Genomic DNA, 22,671 nt, shown 5'->3' with positions numbered 1-22,671 from the left:
CGCCCAAAACGAGAAAGGCCCCCGAGCCGTGAGGTTCGGGGGCCTTGCTTGTGAGCCGGGCTTATGAAAGCCGCGTACGGGCGAGTGCCGAAAGGGCTACTCGGCCATCTGGGCCTGGACGGCCGTGATGGCGACGACGCCCACGATGTCGTCGGCGCTGCAGCCGCGCGACAGATCGTTGACCGGCTTGGCGATGCCCTGAAGCACGGGGCCGTAGGCCTCGGCACCGCCGAAGCGCTGGACGAGCTTGTAGCCGATGTTGCCCGCCTCGAGGTCCGGGAAGACCAGGATGTTGGCGTGGCCGGCGACCTCGGAGCCCGGGGCCTTGAGGTCGGCGACGGACTGGACGAGAGCGGCATCGAGCTGCAGGTCGCCGTCGAGGGCGAGCTCGGGGGCCTTCTCGTGGGCGAGCTTGGTGGCCTCCTGGACCTTCTCGGGGACCTCACCCTTGGCGGAGCCCTTCGTGGAGAACGACAGCATGGCGACCTTGGGGTCGACGTCGCCCATGAAGGCCTTCCAGCTCTCGGCGGAGGCGATGGCGATCTCGGAGAGCTCGTCGGCGTTGGGGTCGATGTTCAGGCCGCAGTCGGCGAACATGAGCGTGCCCTCGGCGCCGTACTCGGGGGTCTTGGTGCACATGATGAAGAAGGCCGAGACGAGCTTGGTGCCCGGCGCGGTCTTGAGGATCTGCAGGGCCGGGCGCAGGGTGTTGGCCGTGGAGTGGCAGGCGCCGGAGACCAGGCCGTCGGCGTCGCCCATCTTGACCATCATGGTGCCGAAATAGGTGGCGTCGTTCATCTGCTCGCGGGCCTGCTCGATGGTGACGCCCTTCTTGGCGCGCAGCTCGGCGAACTTCTCGGCATAGGCCTCGTGCTTCTCGGCGTTCTTGGGGTCGATGACGGTGACGCCCTCGACGCTGATCTGCTCGGGGTCGCCCAGGATGATCAGGTTGGCCAGATCCTCCTCGACGATCTTCTTGGCGGCCTCGATGGTGCGCGGGTCCTCGCCCTCGGGAAGGACGATGGTCTTCTTGTCAGCCTTGGCGGCGGACTTCATACGCTGCAGAAAATCGCTCATTTCGCTCCTTTTTTGGCGTTTTGCTGGCATCAGGTGACACCGTGCCCATTATAGGAGCGCGTGATATAGAATCACTAAAGATTTTGGGGCGCACGCAACCGATTGTGGGAGCGTGCGTCTCGCGTGACTACAGTTTGTCGAGAGGATTCGAATGGGTATCGCTAGTGGGCTCCCCGCCGGCTTCAACGCCGACACGTACGACATGATCGTCGTCGGTGCCGGTTACGCTGGCTCCGTCTGCGCACGCCGCCTTGCCGAGGCCTGCGGCTTCCGCGTCGCCGTCATCGAGCGTCGCGACCACATCGCGGGCAACGCCTATGACTACGTCGACGACGCGGGCATCCTGGTCCACAAGTACGGTCCTCACATCTACCACACCCAGAGCGACCGCGTCCACCAGTTCCTCTCCCGCTTCACCGAGTGGACCAACTACCAGCACAAGGTGCTCGCCAACATCCACGGCACTCTCATGCCGGTCCCGTTCAACCACAAGAGCCTCAAGCTCGCCTTTGGCGAGGAACGCGGCGAGGCCCTCTACCGCAAGCTCGTCGAGACCTTTGGCGAGAACAAGAAGGTCCCCATTCTCGAGCTGCGCGAGAAGAACGACCCCGACCTGCAGGAGGTCGCCGACTACGTCTACGAGAACGTGTTCCTCCACTACACGATGAAGCAGTGGGGCACCACGCCCGACCAGGTCGACCCCTCCGTCACCGGCCGCGTGCCGGTCTTCGTGGGCGATGACGAGCGCTACTTCCCGCGCGTCGCCCACCAGGGCATGCCGGCCGAGGGCTACACCAAGCTCTTCGAGCGCCTGCTCGACCACGATCTCATCGACGTCTTCCTCGACGTCGACGTCCGCGACATCCTCACGGTCGACGAGGACTACGCCAAGGTCTGCGGCAAGCCCTACGGCGGCGAGATCGTCTACACCGGCCCGCTTGACGAGCTCTTTGGCCTCGACCTGGGCGCGCTTCCGTACCGCACGCTTGACATGGAGTTCGAGACCCTCGACCAGGACCAGTTCCAGCCCGTGGGCACCGTGAACTACACCACGAGCGAGGACTTCACGCGCATCACCGAGTTCAAGAACATGACCGGCCAGGTCGTGCCCGGCAAGACCACGATCATGCGCGAGTACTCCAAGGCCTACACGCCTGAGAGCGGCGAGACCCCCTACTACGCGATCCTCGAGGACGAGAACAAGGCACTCTACCAGCGCTACCTCGCCCGCGTGAGCCGCCTCACCAACTTCCACCCGGTGGGCCGCCTCGCCGAGTACCGCTACTACGACATGGACGGCGTCGTGGCGAGCGCCCTCGACCTGTCCGACGAGCTCGTCGCAGCCCACAACTAAACGACCGCGCCGCGCGCCCGGCAAGCCCCGGGCGCGTCTGCGCACGAGACACCAGGAGGCCCATTCGGGCACCCCAGGGAGTGAACCGTGACTACAGGCAAGACCATCACCTTCGGCATTCCGTGCTACAACTCGGCGGAGTACATGGACCATTGCATCACCTCGATCCTCGAGGGCAGCGACTACGCCGACGACGTGCAGATCGTCGTCGTCGACGACGGCTCCACGAAGGACAACACCTACGAGAAGGCGCTCGAGTGGCAGAATCGCTACCCGAACATCGTCGAGGCCGTGCACCAGGAGAACGGTGGCCACGGCATGGCCGTGCTCGCCGCGCTCGAGCACGCCAAGGGCCTGTACTTCAAGGTTGTCGACTCCGACGACTGGCTCGACGACGACGCCCTCTCCAAGCTGCTCTCGACCCTGCGCGACTTCGAGTGGCGCGACATGCGTGTCGACCTCGTCATCACCAACTACGTCTACGAGCACGTCGAGGACAACACGCAGAACGTCATCGACTACAAGTACGTGCTCAAGCGCAACAAGGTCATCACCTGGGACAAGATCGGCCACTTCAACATGGCCCAGAACCTGCTGATGCACTCGCTGTGCTACCGTACCGACATTCTGCGCGACGGCGGCGTGCCCATGCCCGCCCACACCTTCTACGTGGACAACATCTACGCCTACGTGCCGCTGCCGCGCTGCAAGACCCTCTACTACCTCGACGTCGACCTCTACCGCTACTTCATCGGCCGAGAGGACCAGTCGGTCAACGAGAAGGTCATGGTGAGCCGCATCGACCAGCAGCTGCGCATTACGCGCATCATGATGGACGCCTACCACCTCTACGACGACGTCAAGATCCCTGAGCTGCGCAGCTACATGATTGGCTACTTCACCCTTATGATGGCCGCATGCTCGATCTTCTCGCGCATGTCCGACGCGCCCGACGCGATGGAGAACTGCGAGGCGCTCTGGGAGCACCTCAAGGAGTACGACAAGCGCATGTACCGCCGCGCCCGCATGGGCATCGTGGGCCTTGCCACGAACCTTCCCACCAAGGTGGGCGAGAAGTTCACGCTGGGCATCTACCGCATCGCCTCGAAGCTCGTGAAGTTCAACTAGGCCGAGCTCGCGGGCTAGACCGTGCTCTTACAAAGCAGGAGGGCCGTCCGGGCGACTCGGGCGGCCCTCCTGCTATTTCTGGGACACTTCCGCCCGTAGCTTTTCTGTCCCAAACTGCAGGAAAAGTGGGACAGATAGGCTACGGGCGAAACTGTCCCAGTTAGTGACAGAGCTCCCAGAAGGCCACGGCCGTGGCGGCCGCAACGTTGAGCGAGTCGACCCCGTGCTGCATGGGGATGCGCACGGTCACGTCGCAGGCCTCGATCGTGGAGTTGGCGAGGCCGTCACCCTCGGTGCCAAAGAGCATTGCGAGCCTGTCGATGCCGCGCAGGCGCTCGTCCCCAAGCGAGTAGGAGTCGTCTCGCAGAGCGAGCGCCGCCGTCTTGAAGCCACGGGCGCGCAGCAGGCCAATGCCGTCCGTCCTGCCCTGCTCGGCAGGCCAGCTGCCAAAGCGCGCCCATGGCACCTGGAAGACCGTGCCCATGCTCACGCGAACGGCGCGGCGCACGAGCGGGTCGCAGCAGGTGGGGGTGAGAAGGACGGCGTCTATCCCCAGGGCCGCGGCGCTCCTCATCGCGGCGCCCACGTTCGTGGCGTCGGTGACGCCCTCGAGGACGGCGAGGCGGCGGGCGTCAGGCAGCTCGTCCAGCAGCGTGGCGGCGCTCCTCTCGGCGGGGCGGCGCATGGCGCACAGCACGCCGCGGGTCACGTTGTAGCCCACGAGGCGGCAGATCTGGTCGTGGGGGAGCACATAGACGGGCACGTCGGGCGTGGGCACGATGCTCACGTGCCCCGCGCTCTCGCGCACCTCCCCGCCATTCGCGAGGGCAAGGACGTCTGCCACGAGGTTCGCCTCGGTCTCGAGCTGGCGCTCCTCGAGCAGAAGCGACAAGGGGGCAAGCCCACTTGCCAGCGCCACGCGCACGACCTTCTCGGATTCCGCCACAAGAATCGAGGCGTTGCGCTCGAGGCGGCTGCGCAGCTGGCGCTCGGTGAGGCGCGCGTAGACGTCGAGGCGGGGGTCGTCTGCCGTGTCAATTCGTACGATGCCCAAGGTTTCCTCCCCTTGGCCGGGCGCTCCCGGCCCCGCGCGCCGCCATGGCTGGAGCGGCGCGTCTGTTCCTTTAATTGGCTCCTATCGGCGGGGGTGAGCGTCCCCGCCATGCGCTACCATACAGCATGCGAGAGATTCGAGGAAACGTCTTGGCCGCATCCGTCGCGGCTGCTAGGGGAATCGCAATGGGCAAGGTATTTGGCGGCGGTAAGGCCGCTCGGGGTAAGCACGCGGCAAGGGGCGGGGCAGTGCCCACGGCCACCCTCCTGGGTGCCGAGCCGGCCGCGCCCCAGTCTCCCGCGCCGGGCATGCCCTCAGACCCCGCTCCCAAGGATGGCCGTGGCCGCAAGGTGGCGCTCATCGTCGCGGGCGTCCTCGTGGGTGTCGTCGCGGCCGTCTATCTCGTGGGATTTGCGGTCTTCTCGTTCATCTTCTATCCCAACACGCAGCTCAACGGGGCCGACGTGTCGCTCAGGCCTGCCTCCGAGGTGAGCGAGGCCGCGGCCTCGGGGCTCGACTCGTTCACCGCAGAGATCGAGGGCGACGGGTTCTCGACCACGCTCAAGGGTACCGACGTCGACCTCGCGTTTGACACGGCCGCCTATGCCCGCGCGCTTCTAGGCCAGCAGACGGCCTGGGCCTGGCCCGTGTGCGTCATGGGGGAGCACCAGATCGAGAGCGCGGGCGGCGCCACCTATGACGCCGACAAGCTCAAGAGCGTGCTGGGCGGCGCCATCTCGACCTTCAACGAGGGCGCCACGCAGCCCGTCGACGCCACGATTGGCTTTGACGAGGCGAGCCAGGCCTACGCCGTCGTGCCCGAGCAGCTTGGCACGGCCCTCGATGCGGACGCCACGATCGCGTACGTGGGCGAGCAGCTCACAAGCCTCACCGACACCATCAGGCTTGGCAAGGACTGCCTGGCCCGACCGAGCGTCACGTCCGATGACGAGAAGCTCGCCGAGGCGGCCAAGAACGCCAACCGCTTTATGACGGCCGACATCCCGCTCACGATGGGCGGCGTCGTGGCGGGCGAGGTCACGCGCACGCAGATTTCTTCCTGGATCACGCTCGACGACCAGCACAACGCCACGCTCGACGAGAACAAGCTCAAGGACTGGGTCAAGACCGAGGTCGCCGCCAAGTACGACACCCGCGGCGCCGCGCGCACCTACACCCGCCCCGACGGCAAGGTCGTGACGGTCGCCGCCACGGGCTCCAGCCACTGGGACGATGCCTACGGCTGGGTCACCGACGAGGTCGCGCTCACTGACGCGCTCAAGGCGGCCGTCGAGGCCGGCTCGACCGACGCCATCGAGATTCCCACCAAGGAGACGGCCCAGAACGTGCCCGACGCGGGCCTCAGAGACTGGGGCAACCGCTACATCGACATCGACCTGGCCGAGCAGCACGTGCGCATGTACGACGACTCGGGCGCCCTCGTCTGGGAGAGCGACTGCGTCACCGGCGACCACGCCAAGGGCCACGACACGCCCACCGGCGTCTACGTCCTCAACAGCTGTCGCGCCTCGGGCGACGTCGTGCTGCGCGGTGCCATCGACCCGGCCACCAACCAGCCCGAGTACATCAGCCACGTGAGCTATTGGATGCCCTTCATTGGCAACTCGTGGGCCCTGCATGACGCCAGCTGGCGCAGCCGCTTTGGCGGAGACATTTACCAGTACGCCGGTAGCCACGGCTGCGTGAACCTGCCCGGCGACAAGGCCAAAGAGCTCTTTGGCCTGTGCAAGGTCGGCGACGTGGTGGTCGTCCACAACTAGCACCATCGGGGCGGGCCGCTTGGCTCGCCCTTTTCTTTGCGCGTGCCATGGGGCAGGCCTGCGTGCCAAGGGGGCGGGGCTGTTGACACGCCGGGGCGCGGCGGGGCCATCGTGCGTCATGAGGCGAGCCCGCCTGCGCTCGCGGGTGCATCTGCCCGGAGCGCCTTCGCTACTCGTGGTGGGCGAGCGCGCCCTCGATCCTCTCGTACCCCGCCTGCGCGAGCCTCACCACGGTCGCGTCGAGGAGCGCCGCCGCCGCAAGCGAGATGAGGTAGCAGGCCAGCGTGCACGCGACCCACGCCATGACGCAGGCGGGCCCGCCCCTGCTGGTATCGAGTAGGCCCGCGCCCGTCGCCGTGGCAAAGACAAAGTGGATGACGCCCGCCTGCAGCAGGTAGATACCGTAGGAGTGGCGCGCCACCCAGGTGATGGCGGCGCTTGTCCGCCGGCCACGCACGCAGATCTTGGCAAAGAGGCAAAACACCGCGATGGTCGTCACGACCCACGAATAGTCCGGGTTGTGCGGCTCGAAGCCAAGTAGGGCGAGCAGGGCCACGCACGGCCACGCGACCCACCCCAGAACGCAGATGGCTCGGGCGCCTCGCTCGCCATAGAGCTCGGGAACCCTTTCGGCAAGGTATCCCAGGCAGAAGTAGGGCAGGTAGCTGCCGAGGAGCGTTGACGCCGGGAAGAGGTGGTTCGCGATACCCAGCAGCCCCTCGGTCGTCGCAGACGGGAACGCCATCTCGACGAGCTGGCCCGCGAGCCCCCATAGCGACAGCGCGACCGTTATGGACAGCGCGAGCCTCGTCTGGCGCCTGTCCAGATTCGAGAAGAGCGCGTAGAGCAGCGGCGCCACCATGAGGCAGGGGATGAGCGCGGGCACGAACCAGTACTGCGCCCCCATGGTCTGCCAGACCCAGGTGAGGTAGGTGTCGACTCCCAGCACCTCGCTTCCGGTGAGGCAGAAGGCGGCGTAGACGAGCGTGGCGTAGACCAGCAGCGGCACCACGATCGTCTTGGCCTTGTGCGAGAGGTATCGGCCGTAGTCCTGCCTGAGGGGCCGGATGGCAAAGAAGCCCGATAGGGCAAAGAAGACGGGGTCGCAGACGAGGGCCAGGCGTTCGAGGGCGGGCGCCGCGTCGACGCCGCAGACGAGCGGCAGGTAGCGCGCGCTGTGGCACACGACGACCAACAGCATCGAGAGCGACCTGAGCAGGTCCCAGTTTGCCATTCTCTTGCTTACGGCCATCCGTCCTCGTTTCGCCGTGGCCCGTCCGGGCGGGTTTGTGTTTACTGGCCCTGATTATCCGCCACGCACGGCCGCTTGCGCTCGAGGCCGTCGCCCGCGTGGCCTGCCGCGCCCATGGCGCTCGACGCGTCCGCCCACCCGTCTCCGCCCGTGAATCAAATGACTACGCAAACGTGTACATTTGATGGGCTTGCGTCGCTCGCGGGCCCGCGGGGCTAGGATGGCCTCACGACCACGGGCGAGGGAGACGCATGCGCACAAACGTTATGGACGGGCAACGCACCAAGTACCTCGAGCTTCTCTCCGAGAAGTTCCCCACGTGCCAGGCCGTCTACACCGAGATCATCAACCTCGAGGCCATCCTCAACCTTCCCAAGGCCACCGAGCACTTCATATCAGACGTCCACGGCGACTACGAGCAGTTCGACCACATCATCAACAACTGCTCGGGCGTCATCCGCGAGCGCGTGCGCGCGGTCTTCCGCCATCGCCTCACCGCGGGAGAGCAGGCCGACCTGTGCACCCTCATCTACTATCCCGACGAGCGCCTCAAGCGCGCCGCCGCCGCGCACCTCGATACGCCCACGTGGTACCGCACCGCGCTGTCGCAGCTCATCGAGCTCGCGCGCTATCTGTCGGACGCCTACACCCGCTCCAAAGTACGCAAGGCCATGCCCGTCGCCTACGCCTACATCATCGACGAGCTGCTGCACGCGAGTCCCGGCGAGCCCACGAGCCGCGTCGCCTACCACGAACGCATCGTCGACTCGATCATCGAGACGGGCAGCGTCTGCGACTTCATCAAGAGCCTCGCCGCCCTCATCAAGCGCCTGGCAGTCGACCACGTCCACGTGGTGGGCGACGTCTTCGACCGCGGCGCGCGCGGAGACGCGATCCTCGACCACCTCATGGGCTACCACTCGCTCGACATCCAGTGGGGCAACCACGACATCTGCTGGATGGGCGCCGCGGCTGGCTCCGAGGCCTGCGTGGCGGCCGTGGTGCGCAACAACATCCACTACCAGACGCTCGACATCCTCGAGGGCTCCTACGGCATCTCCCTGCGCGAGCTCGCGCTCTTCGCCGCCCAGACCTACCGCGATGGCGACGTGCTCTCCGTGGCCGAGAAGGCCATCAGCGTGATTCTCTTCAAGCTCGAGGGCCAGCTCATCGAGCGCCGCCCCGAGTTCGACATGGCAGCGCGCCGCCTTCTGGGAGGCGTCGACCCGCAGGCGGGCACCGTCCGCATCGACGGCTCCACGTACGAGCTCTCCACCAGCGACTTCCCCACGCTCGACCCCGCACGACCCTACGAGCTCACGGCAGGGGAGAGGCGCGTCGTCGACGGCCTCGTCGAAAGCTTCACCTCGAGCCGCCGCCTGCGCCGCCACGTCGACTTCCTCTACGAGCACGGCTCGGTCTACCTCACCTACAACGGAAACCTGCTGTTCCACGGCTGCGTGCCCATGCGCGCCGACGGGAGCTTCCGTCCGGTGCGCATCGCCGGCAGGCACCTCGCTGGCCGCGCCTACCTCGACGCCTGCGACCGCATGGCGCGCATCGCCTGGCACGAGCGCACACCCGAGGCCCTCGACTGGATGTGGTACCTGTGGTGCGGGCTCGACTCGCCCCTGTGCGGCCGTACCATCAAGACCTTCGAGCGCACCTTCGTGCGCGACCGCTCCACCTGGGCCGAGCAGGACGACCCCTACTTCGAGCTTGCGTGCCGCGCCGACGCCTGCGAGCACGTACTCGCGGAGTTTGGCCTCTGTGGCCCCGCCTGCCACATCGTGAACGGGCACACGCCCGTCTCGCGCAGGAGTGGCGAGAGCCCGGTGCGCGGCGGCGGCAGGCGCCTGGTCATCGACGGCGGCTTCTGCCGCGCCTACCACTCCAAGACCGGCATCGCCGGCTACACGCTCATCGTCGACGCCCAGGGCATGCGCATCAAGGCGCACCGTCCCTACGCGGACATCGACGACGTGGTGGCCGACGGGGGCGACATCTACTCCGACGACGACCAGCTCGAGGTCAACGGCCGCCCCCTCATCGTCGCCGACACCGACACCGGATCGCACATCCGCGCCCAGATCGATGACCTCACGGCCCTGCTCGATGCCTACCGCTGCGGCGACCTGCCCGAACGGGGAGGGTCTGCGGGGTTTGTCTCGCCTTTGAATTAACCGGGGGCACTTGGGTATCCTTGCAACTACACGATTCGGGGGCGCGCCCGCTGGCGGCGTTGCCCCCGCGTCTCGACGCAAGGACGAGGGATGGATAACAAGAAGAAACGACAGTCGATGATTCTGTACGTGATCATCGCGATCGCGGCCATCGTCGCGCTCAACTCGGTCGTGTACCCGAGCATCGAGCGCGCCACGGTCAGCGACGTGAGCTACAGCGAGTTCATCGACATGGTGGACGCCGACAAGGTCGACGAGGTCTCGCTCGACACGAGCTCGGGCAAGATCACCTTCACCGCCAAGGGCGACTCCAACACCACCTACCGCACCAACGAGTGGCCGAGCGACGACTCGCTGGCCGAGCGCCTCAACAAGCACGGTGTGACCTACTCGGCCCAGATCGCCGACCAGAGCTCCGGCATATGGACCTACCTGCTGCTGGTCTACGGCCTGCCCATACTGCTCGCCATCGTCGGCGGCATCTGGCTCAACCGCCGCATGAAGAAGGCCATGGGAGACTCCCCGTCGATGAACTTTGGCGGGGGCGGCGGCTTTGGCATGGGCGGAGGCCTGGGCAAGAGCCACGCCAAGGAGGTCAAGGGCGAGGAGACGGGCGTCAAGTTCGCCGACGTCGCCGGCCAGGACGAGGCCAAGGAGTCGCTCGAGGAGATCGTGAGCTTCCTCAAGAACCCCGACAAGTACACCGCCATCGGCGCCCGCTGCCCGCGCGGCGCGCTACTCGTGGGTCCTCCGGGCACGGGCAAGACGCTGCTTGCCAAGGCCGTCGCCGGTGAGGCCGGCGTGCCCTTCTTCCAGATCGCGGGCTCCGAGTTCGTCGAGATGTTCGTCGGCCGCGGCGCCGCCAAGGTGCGCGACCTGTTCAAGCAGGCCAAGGAGAAGGCCCCCTGCATCATCTTCATCGACGAGATCGACGCCGTGGGCAAGAAGCGCGACGGCTCGCTTAACTCCAACGACGAGCGCGAGCAGACCCTGAACCAGCTCCTCTCCGAGATGGACGGCTTCGACAACCAGAAGGGCATCGTCGTGCTCGCCGCGACCAACCGCCCCGAGTCGCTCGACCAGGCGCTGCTGCGCCCCGGGCGCTTCGACCGCCGCATCCCCGTCGAGCTGCCCGACCTCGCGGGCCGCGAGGCCATCCTCAAGATCCACGCCAACGACGTCAAGATGGAGGGCGGCATCGACCTGGGCGTCATCGCCCGCTCGACCCCCGGTGCCTCGGGCGCCGACCTCGCCAACATCATCAACGAGAGCGCCCTGCGTGCGGTGCGCTTTGGCCGCAAGCGCGTGACGCAGGAGGACCTCGTCGAGAGCGTCGACGTCGTCATCGCCGGCGAGAAGAAGAAGTCCACGGTTCTCTCCGAGCACGAGAAGGACGTCGTCTCCTACCACGAGACGGGCCACGCCATCGTGGCGGCTGCCCAGAAGGGCTCGGCGCCGGTTTCCAAGATCACGATCGTGCCGCGCACCTCGGGCGCCCTGGGCTTCACCATGCAGGTCGAGGAGGACGAGCACTTCCTCACGACCCGCCAGGAGGCCAAGAACAAGATCGCCGTCCTGTGCGGCGGCCGCGCCGCCGAGGAGCTCATCTTTGGCGAGATGACCACGGGTGCCAGCAACGACATCGAGAAGGCCACGAGCATCGCCCGCGCCATGGTGACCCAGTACGGCATGTCCGACAAGTTCGGCATGGTTGCCCTGGGCCAGCAGCGCAACCGCTACCTGGGCGGCGGCGCCGAGCTCACCTGCTCCGAGGGCACCGCGCAGCAGATCGACGCCGAGGTGCAGCGCCTCGTGGAGGAGGGGCACCAGCAGGCCCTCAACACCCTCAAGGCGCACCGCTTCAAGTTGCACGAGATCGCGCATTACCTGCAGAAGAAGGAGACGATCACGGGCGAGGAGTTCATGAACATGTTCACCCGCGACGACGGCTTCGCGCCCAACCTTCCGAAGACTGAGTAGCGTCACTTTTAGCGAGCCATGGAAGGCCCCAGGGCCTCACTTGAGCGTCCTCGCCCGGCAGAGCCGGGCTGCGGAATGCTCTGCGTGAGGCCCTGGGACCTTCCTTCTTGCAGCGACTCCAGTGCGTTCGAGGGGCGCGAAGCCGGGTAGGGCGCGGGACGCGGAGTTTTGGTCGGAAGTGAAACGCGGGTAGGGAGGGGTTGGGGGCTTCGCGAAGAACATTTCGCAGAGCGACGTAGTCGGTCGAAGACGTTCGAGAGAAGCTCCCAACCCCTCCCGGCCGGTTCGTCTCGACACGGTGCGTAACGCGCATTTGTTGTTGCTGAAAGTGCATTCGGGTGCGTCCGTGGTACTATGGGCACTTGAAAAGCTGTGATGGGGACGAGTAGGCGGTCCGCGCAGGCCCAAAGCGAGCGGGGATGGTGGGAGCCCGCGGCTGCGTCCGTTCGAATATCACCCCGGAGCTGTGGCCCCAACGGGCGCGCGAGCGTCCCAGTAGGCGTCACCGGACATGGCCGTCGTCACAGGCCAGCCGAGTAAGGCGAGTTTCTCGCCCGCTGGGTGGTTAGCGAAACGCACGCGGCATTCAGCCGTTCTAGAGCGCTTCGTCCCGGCGGCCGGGGCGGGCGCTTTTTTCGTGCGCGGACGGGCCACAGGCCCCAAGGCTCACGGGCGCTCGGCGGATGCGGGAAGAGGCCCCGCGAAAGGAGCAAGAGGCTAGGCAATGGCAAACGAGTACAAGAAGTCGATGAACCTCCCGTCGACGAGCTTCCCCATGAGGGCAAGCCTCGCGACGCGCGAGCCCGAGCGCCTCAAGGTGTGGCGCGAGAACAACGTCTACGAGATGGCGCGCAAGAAGAACGCCGGCCACGACAAGTTCGTGCTGCACGACGGCCCTCCCTACGCCAACGGCCCGATCCACATCGGCCACGCCATGAACAAGGTTTCCAAGGACATCATCAACCGCTACTGGATGATGCAGGGCCGCGACGTCCCCTACGTCCCGGGTTGGGATTGCCACGGCCAGCCCATCGAGCACAAGGTCGAGGAGAAGGTCGGCACCGCCAAGTTCAACGAGATGCCCACCGCCGAGATCCGCGAGATGTGCAACAAGTTCGCCGTCGAGAACATCGAGCTGCAGAAGTCGGGCTTCCGTCGTCTGGGCGTCCTCGGTGACTGGGACCACCCCTACCTCACCCTCTACCACCAGCACGACGCCGCCGACATCGAGGTCTTCAAGGCCATGTTCGACAAGGGCATGATCTACCGCGGCCGCAAGCCGGTGCACTGGTGCAAGCACTGCCACACGGCCCTTGCCGAGGCAGAGATCGAGTATGGTGACGAGACGAGCCCCTCGATCTTCGTGCGCTTCGAGCTCACGAGCAAGCCGGCCGGCCTCGAGTCGTTCGACGGCCCCGTCGACTTCATCATCTGGACGACGACCCCCTGGACCATCCCGTCCGACCAGGCCGTCTCCCTCAAGCCCGGCGAGTCCTACGTCGCCGTCGAGCACGACGGCCGCGCCGAGGTCATGCTCGAGGCCCTCGCGCCCAAGTGCTGCGAGGAGTTTGGCTGGGACTACACCCCCGTCCAGGTGAACGGCGAGCCCTACGTGGTCCCCGCCGAGACCTTCTACCACCTCCACTACAAGCAGCCCGTCTTTGACGGCATCGAGGGCGTCGCCCTGCTCGCCGACTACGTTGGTGTCGACGACGGCACCGGCATCGTCCACAACTCGCCCGGCCATGGCGCCGACGACTACTACGTCTGCGTCAAGGAGGGCATGGACATCTGCATGCCCGTCGACGATGACGGCAAGTTCTACGTGGGCGACGAGTTTGGCACCGGCGGCCCGTTCTCCGGCATGGACACCGACGAGGCCAACCCCCACGTCATCGAGTTCCTGCGCGAGCGCGGCACGCTCGTGGCCGAGAAGAAGATCACGCACAGCTACCCGCACTGCTGGCGCTGCCACCAGCCGGTGCTGTTCCGCGCCACCGACCAGTGGTTCGTCTCCATGGACAAGACCGACCTGCGCGGCCAGGCGCTCGATGCCATCGAGCACAAGGTCGACTGGTACCCGGCCCGCGCCCAGAACCGCATCCACGCCATGGTCGAGGGTCGCCCCGACTGGTGCATCTCGCGCCAGCGCAACTGGGGCGTGCCCATCCCGAGCTTCACGTGCCAGGACTGCGGCGAGACCGTCATGAACGACGCCACGCTCGACGCCGTCATCAAGCTCTTCCACGAGAAGGGCTCCGACGCCTGGTTCACCGACGAGCCGGCCAGCTACCTGGGCGAGGCCTGCACCTGCACCAAGTGCGGCGGCCACAACCTCAAGGCCAACAAAGACATCCTCGACGTCTGGTGGGACTCCGGCGTCTCCTGGAAGGCCGTCTGCGAGTACCGCGACGAGCTGCGCTACCCGGCTGACATGTACCTCGAGGGCTCCGACCAGCACCGCGGCTGGTTCCACAGCTCGCTGCTCACCTCGGTGGGCGCCAACGGTGAGCCTCCCTACAAGGCGGTCGTCTCCCAGGGCTTCACGCTCGACGGCCAGGGCCGCAAGATGAGCAAGTCGCTTGGCAACGTCATCGACCCCAACAAGGTCTGCGACGAGATGGGCGCCGACATCCTGCGCCTGTGGGTCGCCTCGACCGACACGAGCTATGACGTGGCCGTCGACCACGAGATCCTCGCCCGCACCTCCGACGCCTACCGCCGCTTCCGCAACACGTTCCGCTTCCTGCTGGGCGAGCTCGAGGGCCAGTTCGACCCCGCGACCGACCTCGTGCCGGTCGACGAGATGGAGAGCTACGATCGCCTCGTGCTGGCTCGCGCCTGCGAGATGCACGAGAAGGTCAGCGAGGCCTACGCCGGCTACCGCTTCTACCAGGTCTACCGCGCGCTCTACGACTTCGTCGTGACCGAGCTGTCCAACGGCTACCTCAACGCCACCAAGGACCGCATGTACTGCGACGAGCCCGAGGCCAGGAGCCGCCGCAGTGCCCAGACCTGCTGGTACTACCTGCTCGAGATGCTGCTGCGCGACCTCCAGCCGATCCTTGCCTTCACGACCGACGAGGTCATGGCGCACCTGCCCGAGAGCGCCCGCGACGGCCAGCAGTTCGCCGCCCTGCTTGACTGGTGGCAGGCCCCGCTCACCCACGAGCAGGTCGAGGAGCTACTCCCCGAGTACAACGTGATGCTCGAGGCCCGCGGCGCCTTCACCAAGGCCAACGAGGCCGCCCTCGCCGCCGGCACCGTCTCCGAGAAGACGAGCCAGGCCACCCGCTGCGTGCTCACGCTGCCGGCCGAGCAGCTCGAGCTCGTCCGTGGTGCCGAGGACATGCTCGCCGAGGCCTTCGTCTGCTCCGAGGTCGAGCTCGCCGAGGGCGACGAGCTCGCCTGCGAGGTCCTTCCCGCCCATGGCGAGAAGTGCCCGCGCTGCTGGAACTGGCGCACGCTCGGCACCGACGGCCTGTGCTGCCGCTGCAGCCACGCCGTCGCCCTTACCGGCAAGGACGCGTAGCCCGTGGCCGGCAACAAGCGCATAGCCGTGTTTGGCGGGGTCGCCGTCGCCGCCGTCGTGCTCGACCAGGTCTCCAAGGCCTGGGCGCGCACGGCGCTGGCCGGCGGCCCCGCGCCGCTCGTCCCCGGCGTCATGGACCTTGCGCTCGTCATGAACACGGGCGCCGCCTTCTCCATCGGCTCGGGGTCCACCTGGGTCTTCGTGATCCTCGCCGCCGCGATATGCGCCGCCTGCGCCGTCTGGGTGGTGCACGAGAAGGCCATGCCCGCCCCGCTCGCCGCAGCGCTCGGCGCCGTCGCGGGCGGTGGCGCCGGCAACCTCATCGACCGCGTCATCGCCGGCCAGGTAACCGACTTCTTTGCCACGGCCTTCATTGACTTCCCGGTCTTCAACGTCGCCGACATCTTCGTGACCTGTGGCGTCATCCTCTCGCTCATCCTCGCGTGGCGCTTCGACGCCGCCCGCGACGGCAGGGGCCAGACGGGGGAGGACAACTAGTGGCGCGCACCAGGGTCGTCAACCTGCTCGTGGGTCCCGAGGCCGACGGCGCCCGCCTCGACGCGTTCCTCGCCGCAGGCGAGGGCATGCCGTCGCGCTCGGCTTGCGCCAAGCTCGTGGAGGCGGGGCTCGTCACCATCAACGAGACGCCCGCCACCTCTAAGAGCGAGAAGGTGCTGCTGGGAGACCGCGTGCGCGCCACCGTCGAGGAGGCCGAGCCGCTTGTCCCCGAGGGTGGGCTTGCCCCCAACCCCTACATCGACCTCGACATCCGCTACGAGGACGAGCACCTCATCGTGCTCTCCAAGCAGGCGGGCCTCGTGTGCCACCCCAGTCCCGGGCACGTCGACGACACACTCGCCAACGCCCTCGTCGCCCACTGCGGACTTGCGCACCTGGGGACGCTCCAGGGCGACGACCGCCCGGGCATCGTGCACCGCCTCGACATGGACACCTCGGGCCTCATGCTCGCGGCCAAGGACGACGAGACTCAGAAGGCCCTGCAGGACCTCATTCGCCTGCGCACGCTCGACCGCCGCTACGTCACGCTCGTGTGGGGCTACGTCGCGGCCGACTCCGGCACCATCGACACCGGCATCGCCCGCTCGACGCGCGACCGCATCCGCATGGCGGTCTCCGACGACCCCGGTGCCCGCGAGGCCATCACGACCTTCCGCGTGCTCGAGCGCTTCGAGGCGGGCCGCCGCGACGAGGGCTACACGCTGCTCGAGTGCCACCTCTACACGGGGCGCACCCACCAGATCCGCGTGCACATGCGCCACATCAACCATCAGGTCATCGGCGACCCGCTCTACGGCAGGGGAGACCTTGCCCAGAACCTGGGCCTCACCAGGCAGTTCCTCCACTCCTGGAGCGTCTCGTTCGCGCATCCCGCGTCCGGAGAGACCGTAGAGCTTCGCGACACGCTTCCACAAGACCTGAAGGGTGTACTAGAATCGCTCGACAGCCGCAGCATGGGCCGCACGCCCGCGGGGGAGCGCATCGTCCCCGCGCTGCTCGGCCGCTAGCCGAGCCCGCGCCCGCCTGCGCATCGATACGCTTCGAACAAGAGCATCGAGAGGTCACTCGTGGAATTCAATCGCCTGGGTCTCACGCCCATCGTCATCTTCAACCTCATCATCTGGGTGTTTTTCACCTTCGCCTACCTCTACCAGTTCGTCTACATCCTGGTGACGCTGAGGCGCGGCGAGGTCAAGCTCCCCGAGGCCAAGAGGAACCACCGCTACGCCTTCTTCATCGCGGCGCACAACGAGGAGTCGGTCATCGCCAACCTCGTGCAGTCGATCAAGCAGCAGGACTACCCCAGCGAGTTCATCGACGTGTTCGTGGTGGCAGACGCCTGCACCGACCGCACGGCCAAGGAGGCCCGCCGCGCCGGCGCCATCGTCTACGAGCGCAACGACCTGGCGCGCAAGGGCAAGAGCTGGGTGCTCGACTACGGCTTCGACCGCATCCTCAACGAGTACCCTGACAAGTACGAGGCCTTCTTCGTCTTCGACGCCGACAACCTGCTGAGCCCCACCTACGTGCGCGAGATGAACAAGGTCTTCGACCAGGGCTATCTCGTCGCCACGAGCTACCGCAACTCCAAGAACTTCGACTCGAGCTGGATCAGCTCGGCCTACGCCCTGTGGTTTTTGCGCGAGGCCAAGTTCCTCAACAACTCGCGCATGCAACTTGGCACCGGCTGCGCCATCTCGGGTTCGGGATGGATGGTGTCTTCGCGCATCATCCAGGGCATGCACGGCTGGGACTTCCACACTCTCACCGAGGACATCCAGTTCTCGACCTTCTGCGCGGCCAACGGCATCCAGATCGCCTACGCCCCCGCGGAGTTCTATGACGAGCAGCCCATCACGCTAGCTGCCTCCTGGACGCAGCGCATGCGCTGGACCAAGGGCTTCTACCAGGTGTTCTTCTCCTACGTGGGAGACCTGTTCCACGGCATCAGGTCCAAGCGCTTCGGCTCCTACGACATGCTCATGACGATCGCGCCGGGCAACATCCTCACGCTCGTCTCGGCCCTGGTGAACGCCGCCTACCTCATCATCGGCTCGCTCTCGCACGGTTTTCTTGCCACGCAGAACGAGATCTCGATGGCGGTGGGGTCGCTGTTCATGACGTTCGCCTCGATGTACGTGACGTTCTTCCTGCTCGCGATCATCACGACCATCTCGGAGCGCAAGCACATCCACTGCCGCAAGGGCAGGCGCTGGCGCATCTTCACCAACCTGTTCACGTTCCCACTGTTCATGATGACCTACATCCCCATCACGGTGGCGGCGCTGTTCATGAAGGTCGAGTGGGTGCCCACCAAGCACACGGTCTCGATCTCGGCGAGCGACATCGCCGCGCAGGACGGCGAGTAGTTAGAACTCTTTGCGAGGGGCGCCTCGCGGCTGCGTGCCGCCGGGCGCCCCTCGCCATACCTGCAAGACGGTTTGGTCGCCTAACAAAGTTCAAGGTAGCGCGTTCGAATGCACACGCTACAATTGTCAACTATCAGTCGGCGCGCGGTTTGCCAAAACGGGCGACCGCAAGGGCAGAAAGGGAGTCACCTACATGGCAACGTTCTTCGAGGGCGAGTCGCACACCTTCTCTGAGTACCTGCTGGTCCCCGGATACTCCTCGTCGGAGAACGTGCCGGCAAACGTGTCGCTCAAGACGCCCCTGTGCCGCTACAAGAAGGGCGAGGAGCCCCGCATCACCCTCAACATCCCCATGGTCTCCTCGATCATGCAGTCCGTCTCCGGCCAGCGCATGGGCGTCGCCCTTGCCACCGAGGGCGGCATGAGCTTCATCTACGGCTCCCAGACCCCCGAGTCCGAGGCGGCCATGGTCAAGCGGGTCAAGGACTACAAGGCCGGCGTCGTCGAGAGCGACTCGACCCTCACCCCCGACATGACCATGGAGCAGGTCATGGACCTCAAGCAGCGCACCGGCCACTCCACCATGCCCGTCACCGACGACGGCACCCCGCACGGCAAGCTCGTGGGTATCGTCACGAGCCGCGACTACCGTCCCTCCCGCGACGACCACCAGGCCAAGGTCGCCACGTTCATGACCCCGCGCGAGAAGCTCGTCGTGGGCACCGAGGAGACCACCCTCAAGGTCGCCAACGACATCATCTGGGATAACAAGCTCAACGCCCTGCCCATCGTCGATGCCACCGACCACCTCGTGGGCATCGTCTTTCGCAAGGACTACGACTCCCACAAGTCCAACCCCGATGAGCTGCTCGACACCAACAAGCGCTACATGGTGGGTGCGGGCATCAACACTCGCGACTACGCCAAGCGCGTGCCACTGCTGCTCGAGGCCGGTGCCGACGCCCTGTGCATCGACTCGTCCGAGGGCTACTCCGAGTGGCAGAAGCTCACGATCGACTGGATCCGCGAGAACTACGGCAACGACGTCATCGTGGGCGCCGGCAACGTCGTTGACGCCGACGGCTTCCGCTACCTCGCCGATTGCGGCGCCGACTTCGTGAAGGTGGGCATCGGCGGCGGCTCGATCTGCATCACGCGCGAGACCAAGGGCATCGGCCGCGGCCAGGCCACGGCCCTCATCGACGTGTGCCGCGCCCGTGACGAGTACTTCGAGGAGACGGGCGTCTACGTGCCGGTCTGCTCCGACGGCGGCATCGTCTACGACTACCACATGACCCTCGCCCTCGCCATGGGCGCCGACTTCATGATGCTCGGCCGCTACTTCGCCCGCTTCGACGAGAGCCCCACGAACCGCGTGAACGTCAACGGCCAGTACATGAAGGAGTACTGGGGCGAGGGCTCTGCCCGCGCCCGCAACTGGCAGCGCTACGACCTCGGCGGCGCCGCGAAGCTGTCGTTCGAGGAGGGTGTCGACTCCTACGTGCCCTACGCCGGTTCGCTCAAGGACGGCGTTGGCATGACCATCTACAAGATCAAGTCAACGATGTGCAACTGCGGCGCCAAGACGATCCGCGAGCTACAGCAGAAGGCCCGACTAACGCTCGTCTCCTCGACCTCGATCGTCGAGGGCGGCGCGCACGACGTCGTGCTAAAGGACCACAGCCAGTCCGTGAGCTACCACTAGGCCACATCTAGCAGGTCGCCCGCGGACGGCGGGCGCCTGCGTATGCGTACACGCTTGGCAGGCGCCCGAGGCTCCGTGAGGGTCTCGGGCGCTTTTGCTGCTATAGTGCATAACTTGAATGTCTGTACGACTTTTGAAGAGAGAGGTCGCGCATGAGCGACGTCAACGATACCAACGTCTCCATGGGTGACAGGTTCCCCGCCTACGACGCCTCCGCCATCGAGAGCAAGTGGCAGCGCGTCTGGGCCGAGAAGGGCACCTATAAGACCGACGAGGACCCCAACAAGCCCAAGAAGTACGTCCTCGAGATGTTCCCGTACCCCTCGGGCGACCTGCACATGGGCCATGCCCGCAACTACACCATCGGCGACGCCATGGCGCGCCAGGCCCGCATGCGCGGCTACGACGTGCTGCACCCCATCGGATTCGACGCCTTCGGCCTGCCCGCCGAGAACGCCGCCATCAAGCACAACACGCAGGCTGCCGCCTGGACGTACCAGAACATGGACAACGCCCTGTCCACGATGAAGCGCATGGGCTTCTCGTACGACTACGACCGCCTCGTGCGCACCTGCGACCCCGAGTACTACAAGTGGGGACAGTGGATGTTCCTCAAGATGTGGGAGAAGGGCCTGGCCTATCGCGCCACCTCGCCGGTCAACTGGTGCCCCAAGTGCCGTACCGTCCTGGCCAACGAGCAGGTCGTCGAGGGCCGCTGCTGGCGCTGCGACTCGATTCCCGAGAAGCGCGAGCTGTCGCAGTGGTACCTCAAGATCACCGACTACGCCCAGGAGCTGCTCGACGACCTCGACAAGCTCGAGGGCTGGCCTGAGAACGTCAAGGCCCAGCAGCGCAACTGGATCGGCCGCTCCGAGGGCGCCGAGATCGACTTCACTCTGGCCGACACCGACGGCGTGACCCCCACCGACCGTAAGATCACCGTCTTCACCACCCGCGCCGACACCCTGTTTGGCGTGAGCTTCTTCCTGCTGCCGCCCGAGAGCCCGCTTGCCGCCGAGCTCGTGGCCGGCACCGAGCACGAGGCCGCCTTCAAGGAGCTCAAGGAGGCCGCCGAGCAGGTCTCGAGCATCGACCGCCAGGGGTCCGCGCGCGAGAAGCACGGCGTCTTCACGGGCCGCTACGTCATCAACCCCATCAACGGCCGCCCGGCCCCCATCTGGGTTGCTGACTATGTGCTGCTCGACTACGGCACCGGCGCCGTCATGGGCGTTCCCTGCGGCGACCAGCGCGACTTCGACTTCGCCAAGAAGTACGGCCTCGAGATCGCCCCGATCATCTGCGAGAAGGAAGACCCGTTGTACGAGGAGCTCAAGGACGAGCGCGAGCTGCGCGTCACGAGCGTCGACTGGGACAAGGCCATGGTCGCCGAGGGCTACCTCGTGCAGTCCGGTGAGTTTACCGGCCTCAAGGGCGGCAAGCACTCCGAGGCCGAGGCCGCCATCATCTCCTGGCTCGAGGAGCGCGGTGCCGGTCGCAAAAAGGTCCAGCTCCGCCTGCGCGACTGGCTCATCTCGCGCCAGCGCTACTGGGGCAACCCCATCCCGATGATCCACTGCGACTGCTGCGGCGACGTGCCGGTTCCTTATGACCAGCTGCCCGTGACGCTGCCCGAGAACCTCAACCTCGGCGCGGGCGAGACGCTCGCCGAGTACGCCCCGTTCTACGAGACGACCTGCCCCAAGTGCGGCAAGCCCGCCAAACGCATCACCGACACGATGGACACCTTCACGTGCTCCAGCTGGTACTACCTGCGCTACTGCGACCCGCACAACGACCAGCTGCCCTTCTCCAAGGAGTCGGTCGACCGCTGGATGCCCGTCGATAACTACATCGGCGGCATCGAGCACGCCATCCTGCACCTGCTCTACAGCCGCTTCTGGACCAAGGTCCTGCGCGACCTGGGCATGATCGACGCCGATGAGCCCTTCACCAACCTGCTGTGCCAGGGCATGGTCAAGGACGAGCACGGCGACACCATGTCCAAGTCCAAGGGCAACGTCGTGCCGCCCTCGAGCGTCATCGAGCCCTACGGTGCCGACACCATGCGCCTCGTCATCCTCTTCATCGCCCCTCCCGAGAAGGACTTCGACTGGAACGAGGACGCCGTCGCCGGCGCCAACCGCTTCATAAAGCGCGCCTGGTCCATCGTCTGGAAGCTCGTCGAGGGCGCCCAGGAGGGCGAGTTCGACCCCGCGAAGCTGAGCGAGTCCGCCGCCGAGCTGTTCCGCAAGCTCAACGGCCTGGGCGACCGCTGCACGACCGACTATGACCGCGGCCAGTTCAACACCGCCATCTCGGCCATCATGGAGATTGTGAACGCCGCGAGCAAGTACGTGAACGACACCCCCGCCGAGCAGCGCGACCACGCGCTCGACTACCGCGTCGCCCACGACATCGTGGCGATTCTCGCTCCGATCTGCCCGCACTGGGCCGAGGAGCTCTTCCACGAGGCCCTGCACCGCGAGGGCTCCGTCTACAACGAGCCGTGGCCCACGTTCGACCCGGCGCTCGCCGTGGCCGACACGGTCGAGATCGCGGTCCAGGTCATGGGCAAGGTCCGCGGCCACGCCACCGTCGCCGCCGACGCCTCCAAGGAGGAGACCGAGAAGGCGGCGCTGGCCGCCGTGGCCTCCCAGCTCGAGGGCAAGACGGTCCGCAAGGTCATCGTCGTGCCCGGCAAGCTTGTGAACGTCGTCGCCAACTAGCATCTGACTCA

General features: G+C 66.3%; 14 protein-coding genes. 11 read left to right on the top strand and 3 right to left on the bottom strand.

Annotation, left to right across the window (positions count from 1 at the left end):
• Positions 1-96: 96 nt before the first annotated feature.
• Complete coding sequence (gene pta / locus Q3866_RS02655) at positions 97-1,107, bottom strand: phosphate acetyltransferase (RefSeq protein ID WP_293825371.1); 1,011 nt, start codon at positions 1,105-1,107, stop codon at positions 97-99.
• 121 nt (positions 1,108-1,228) lie between these two features.
• On the opposite strand from pta, the gene glf reads away from it, so the two are divergent.
• Positions 1,229-2,431, top strand: a complete 1,203-nt coding sequence (glf, locus tag Q3866_RS02650) for a UDP-galactopyranose mutase (RefSeq protein WP_293672837.1) — start codon at positions 1,229-1,231, stop codon at positions 2,429-2,431.
• 87 nt (positions 2,432-2,518) lie between these two features.
• On the top strand, positions 2,519-3,559 hold the full coding sequence (locus Q3866_RS02645) for a glycosyltransferase family 2 protein (protein WP_293672838.1): 1,041 nt from the start codon (positions 2,519-2,521) through the stop codon (positions 3,557-3,559).
• 160 nt (positions 3,560-3,719) lie between these two features.
• Here Q3866_RS02645 and Q3866_RS02640 read toward each other — a convergent pair whose 3' ends face one another.
• On the bottom strand, positions 3,720-4,613 hold the full coding sequence (locus tag Q3866_RS02640) for an RNA methyltransferase (RefSeq protein WP_301829369.1): 894 nt from the start codon (positions 4,611-4,613) through the stop codon (positions 3,720-3,722).
• Positions 4,614-4,861: 248 nt separating this feature from the next.
• Between Q3866_RS02640 and Q3866_RS02635 the strand changes: the two genes are divergently transcribed.
• On the top strand, positions 4,862-6,394 hold the full coding sequence (locus tag Q3866_RS02635) for a L,D-transpeptidase family protein (protein WP_301829367.1): 1,533 nt from the start codon (positions 4,862-4,864) through the stop codon (positions 6,392-6,394).
• A gap of 169 nt (positions 6,395-6,563) precedes the next feature.
• Here the strand turns inward: Q3866_RS02635 and Q3866_RS02630 are convergent, their stop codons facing one another.
• Positions 6,564-7,628: an acyltransferase gene (locus Q3866_RS02630; protein ID WP_301829365.1), complete on the bottom strand. Its 1,065-nt coding sequence runs from the start codon at positions 7,626-7,628 to the stop codon at positions 6,564-6,566.
• A 269-nt stretch (positions 7,629-7,897) separates the two neighbouring features.
• Between Q3866_RS02630 and Q3866_RS02625 the strand changes: the two genes are divergently transcribed.
• The 8 genes from Q3866_RS02625 (at position 7,898) to leuS (ending at position 22,660) form a co-directional block, all read left to right on the top strand.
• Complete coding sequence (locus tag Q3866_RS02625; protein WP_301829363.1) at positions 7,898-9,829, top strand: fructose-1,6-bisphosphatase; 1,932 nt, start codon at positions 7,898-7,900, stop codon at positions 9,827-9,829.
• A 90-nt stretch (positions 9,830-9,919) separates the two neighbouring features.
• Entirely contained in the window at positions 9,920-11,809 is a 1,890-nt protein-coding gene (ftsH, locus tag Q3866_RS02620) for an ATP-dependent zinc metalloprotease FtsH (RefSeq protein ID WP_293672843.1), read from the top strand.
• Positions 11,810-12,533: 724 nt separating this feature from the next.
• The gene (ileS, locus tag Q3866_RS02615; RefSeq protein WP_301829361.1) at positions 12,534-15,341 is read left to right on the top strand and encodes an isoleucine--tRNA ligase; all 2,808 of its coding nucleotides are present in this window, start codon (positions 12,534-12,536) and stop codon (positions 15,339-15,341) included.
• Positions 15,342-15,344: 3 nt separating this feature from the next.
• Positions 15,345-15,839 carry a signal peptidase II gene (gene lspA / locus Q3866_RS02610; RefSeq protein WP_301829359.1) on the top strand — a complete coding sequence of 165 codons (495 nt, stop codon included), beginning with the start codon at positions 15,345-15,347 and terminating at the stop codon, positions 15,837-15,839.
• Entirely contained in the window at positions 15,839-16,867 is a 1,029-nt protein-coding gene (locus Q3866_RS02605) for an RluA family pseudouridine synthase (RefSeq protein ID WP_293825391.1), read from the top strand. The genes lspA and Q3866_RS02605 overlap by 1 nt, the downstream gene beginning before the upstream one ends.
• Before the next feature lie 60 nt (positions 16,868-16,927).
• Positions 16,928-18,229, top strand: coding sequence for a glycosyltransferase family 2 protein (locus tag Q3866_RS02600; protein WP_301829356.1), 1,302 nt, complete (start codon positions 16,928-16,930; stop codon positions 18,227-18,229).
• A 193-nt stretch (positions 18,230-18,422) separates the two neighbouring features.
• On the top strand, positions 18,423-19,934 hold the full coding sequence (locus Q3866_RS02595; protein WP_301829354.1) for an IMP dehydrogenase: 1,512 nt from the start codon (positions 18,423-18,425) through the stop codon (positions 19,932-19,934).
• 152 nt (positions 19,935-20,086) lie between these two features.
• On the top strand, positions 20,087-22,660 hold the full coding sequence (leuS, locus tag Q3866_RS02590) for a leucine--tRNA ligase (protein WP_301829352.1): 2,574 nt from the start codon (positions 20,087-20,089) through the stop codon (positions 22,658-22,660).
• The last annotated feature ends 11 nt before the right edge of the window (positions 22,661-22,671 follow it).

Origin of the sequence: uncultured Parolsenella sp. (genome assembly GCF_958346945.1) — a bacterium.
GTDB lineage: Bacteria > Actinomycetota > Coriobacteriia > Coriobacteriales > Atopobiaceae > Parolsenella.
Note: the sequence above shows the minus strand (reverse complement) of the source record. Positions and strands in the feature narration are given on the sequence as shown.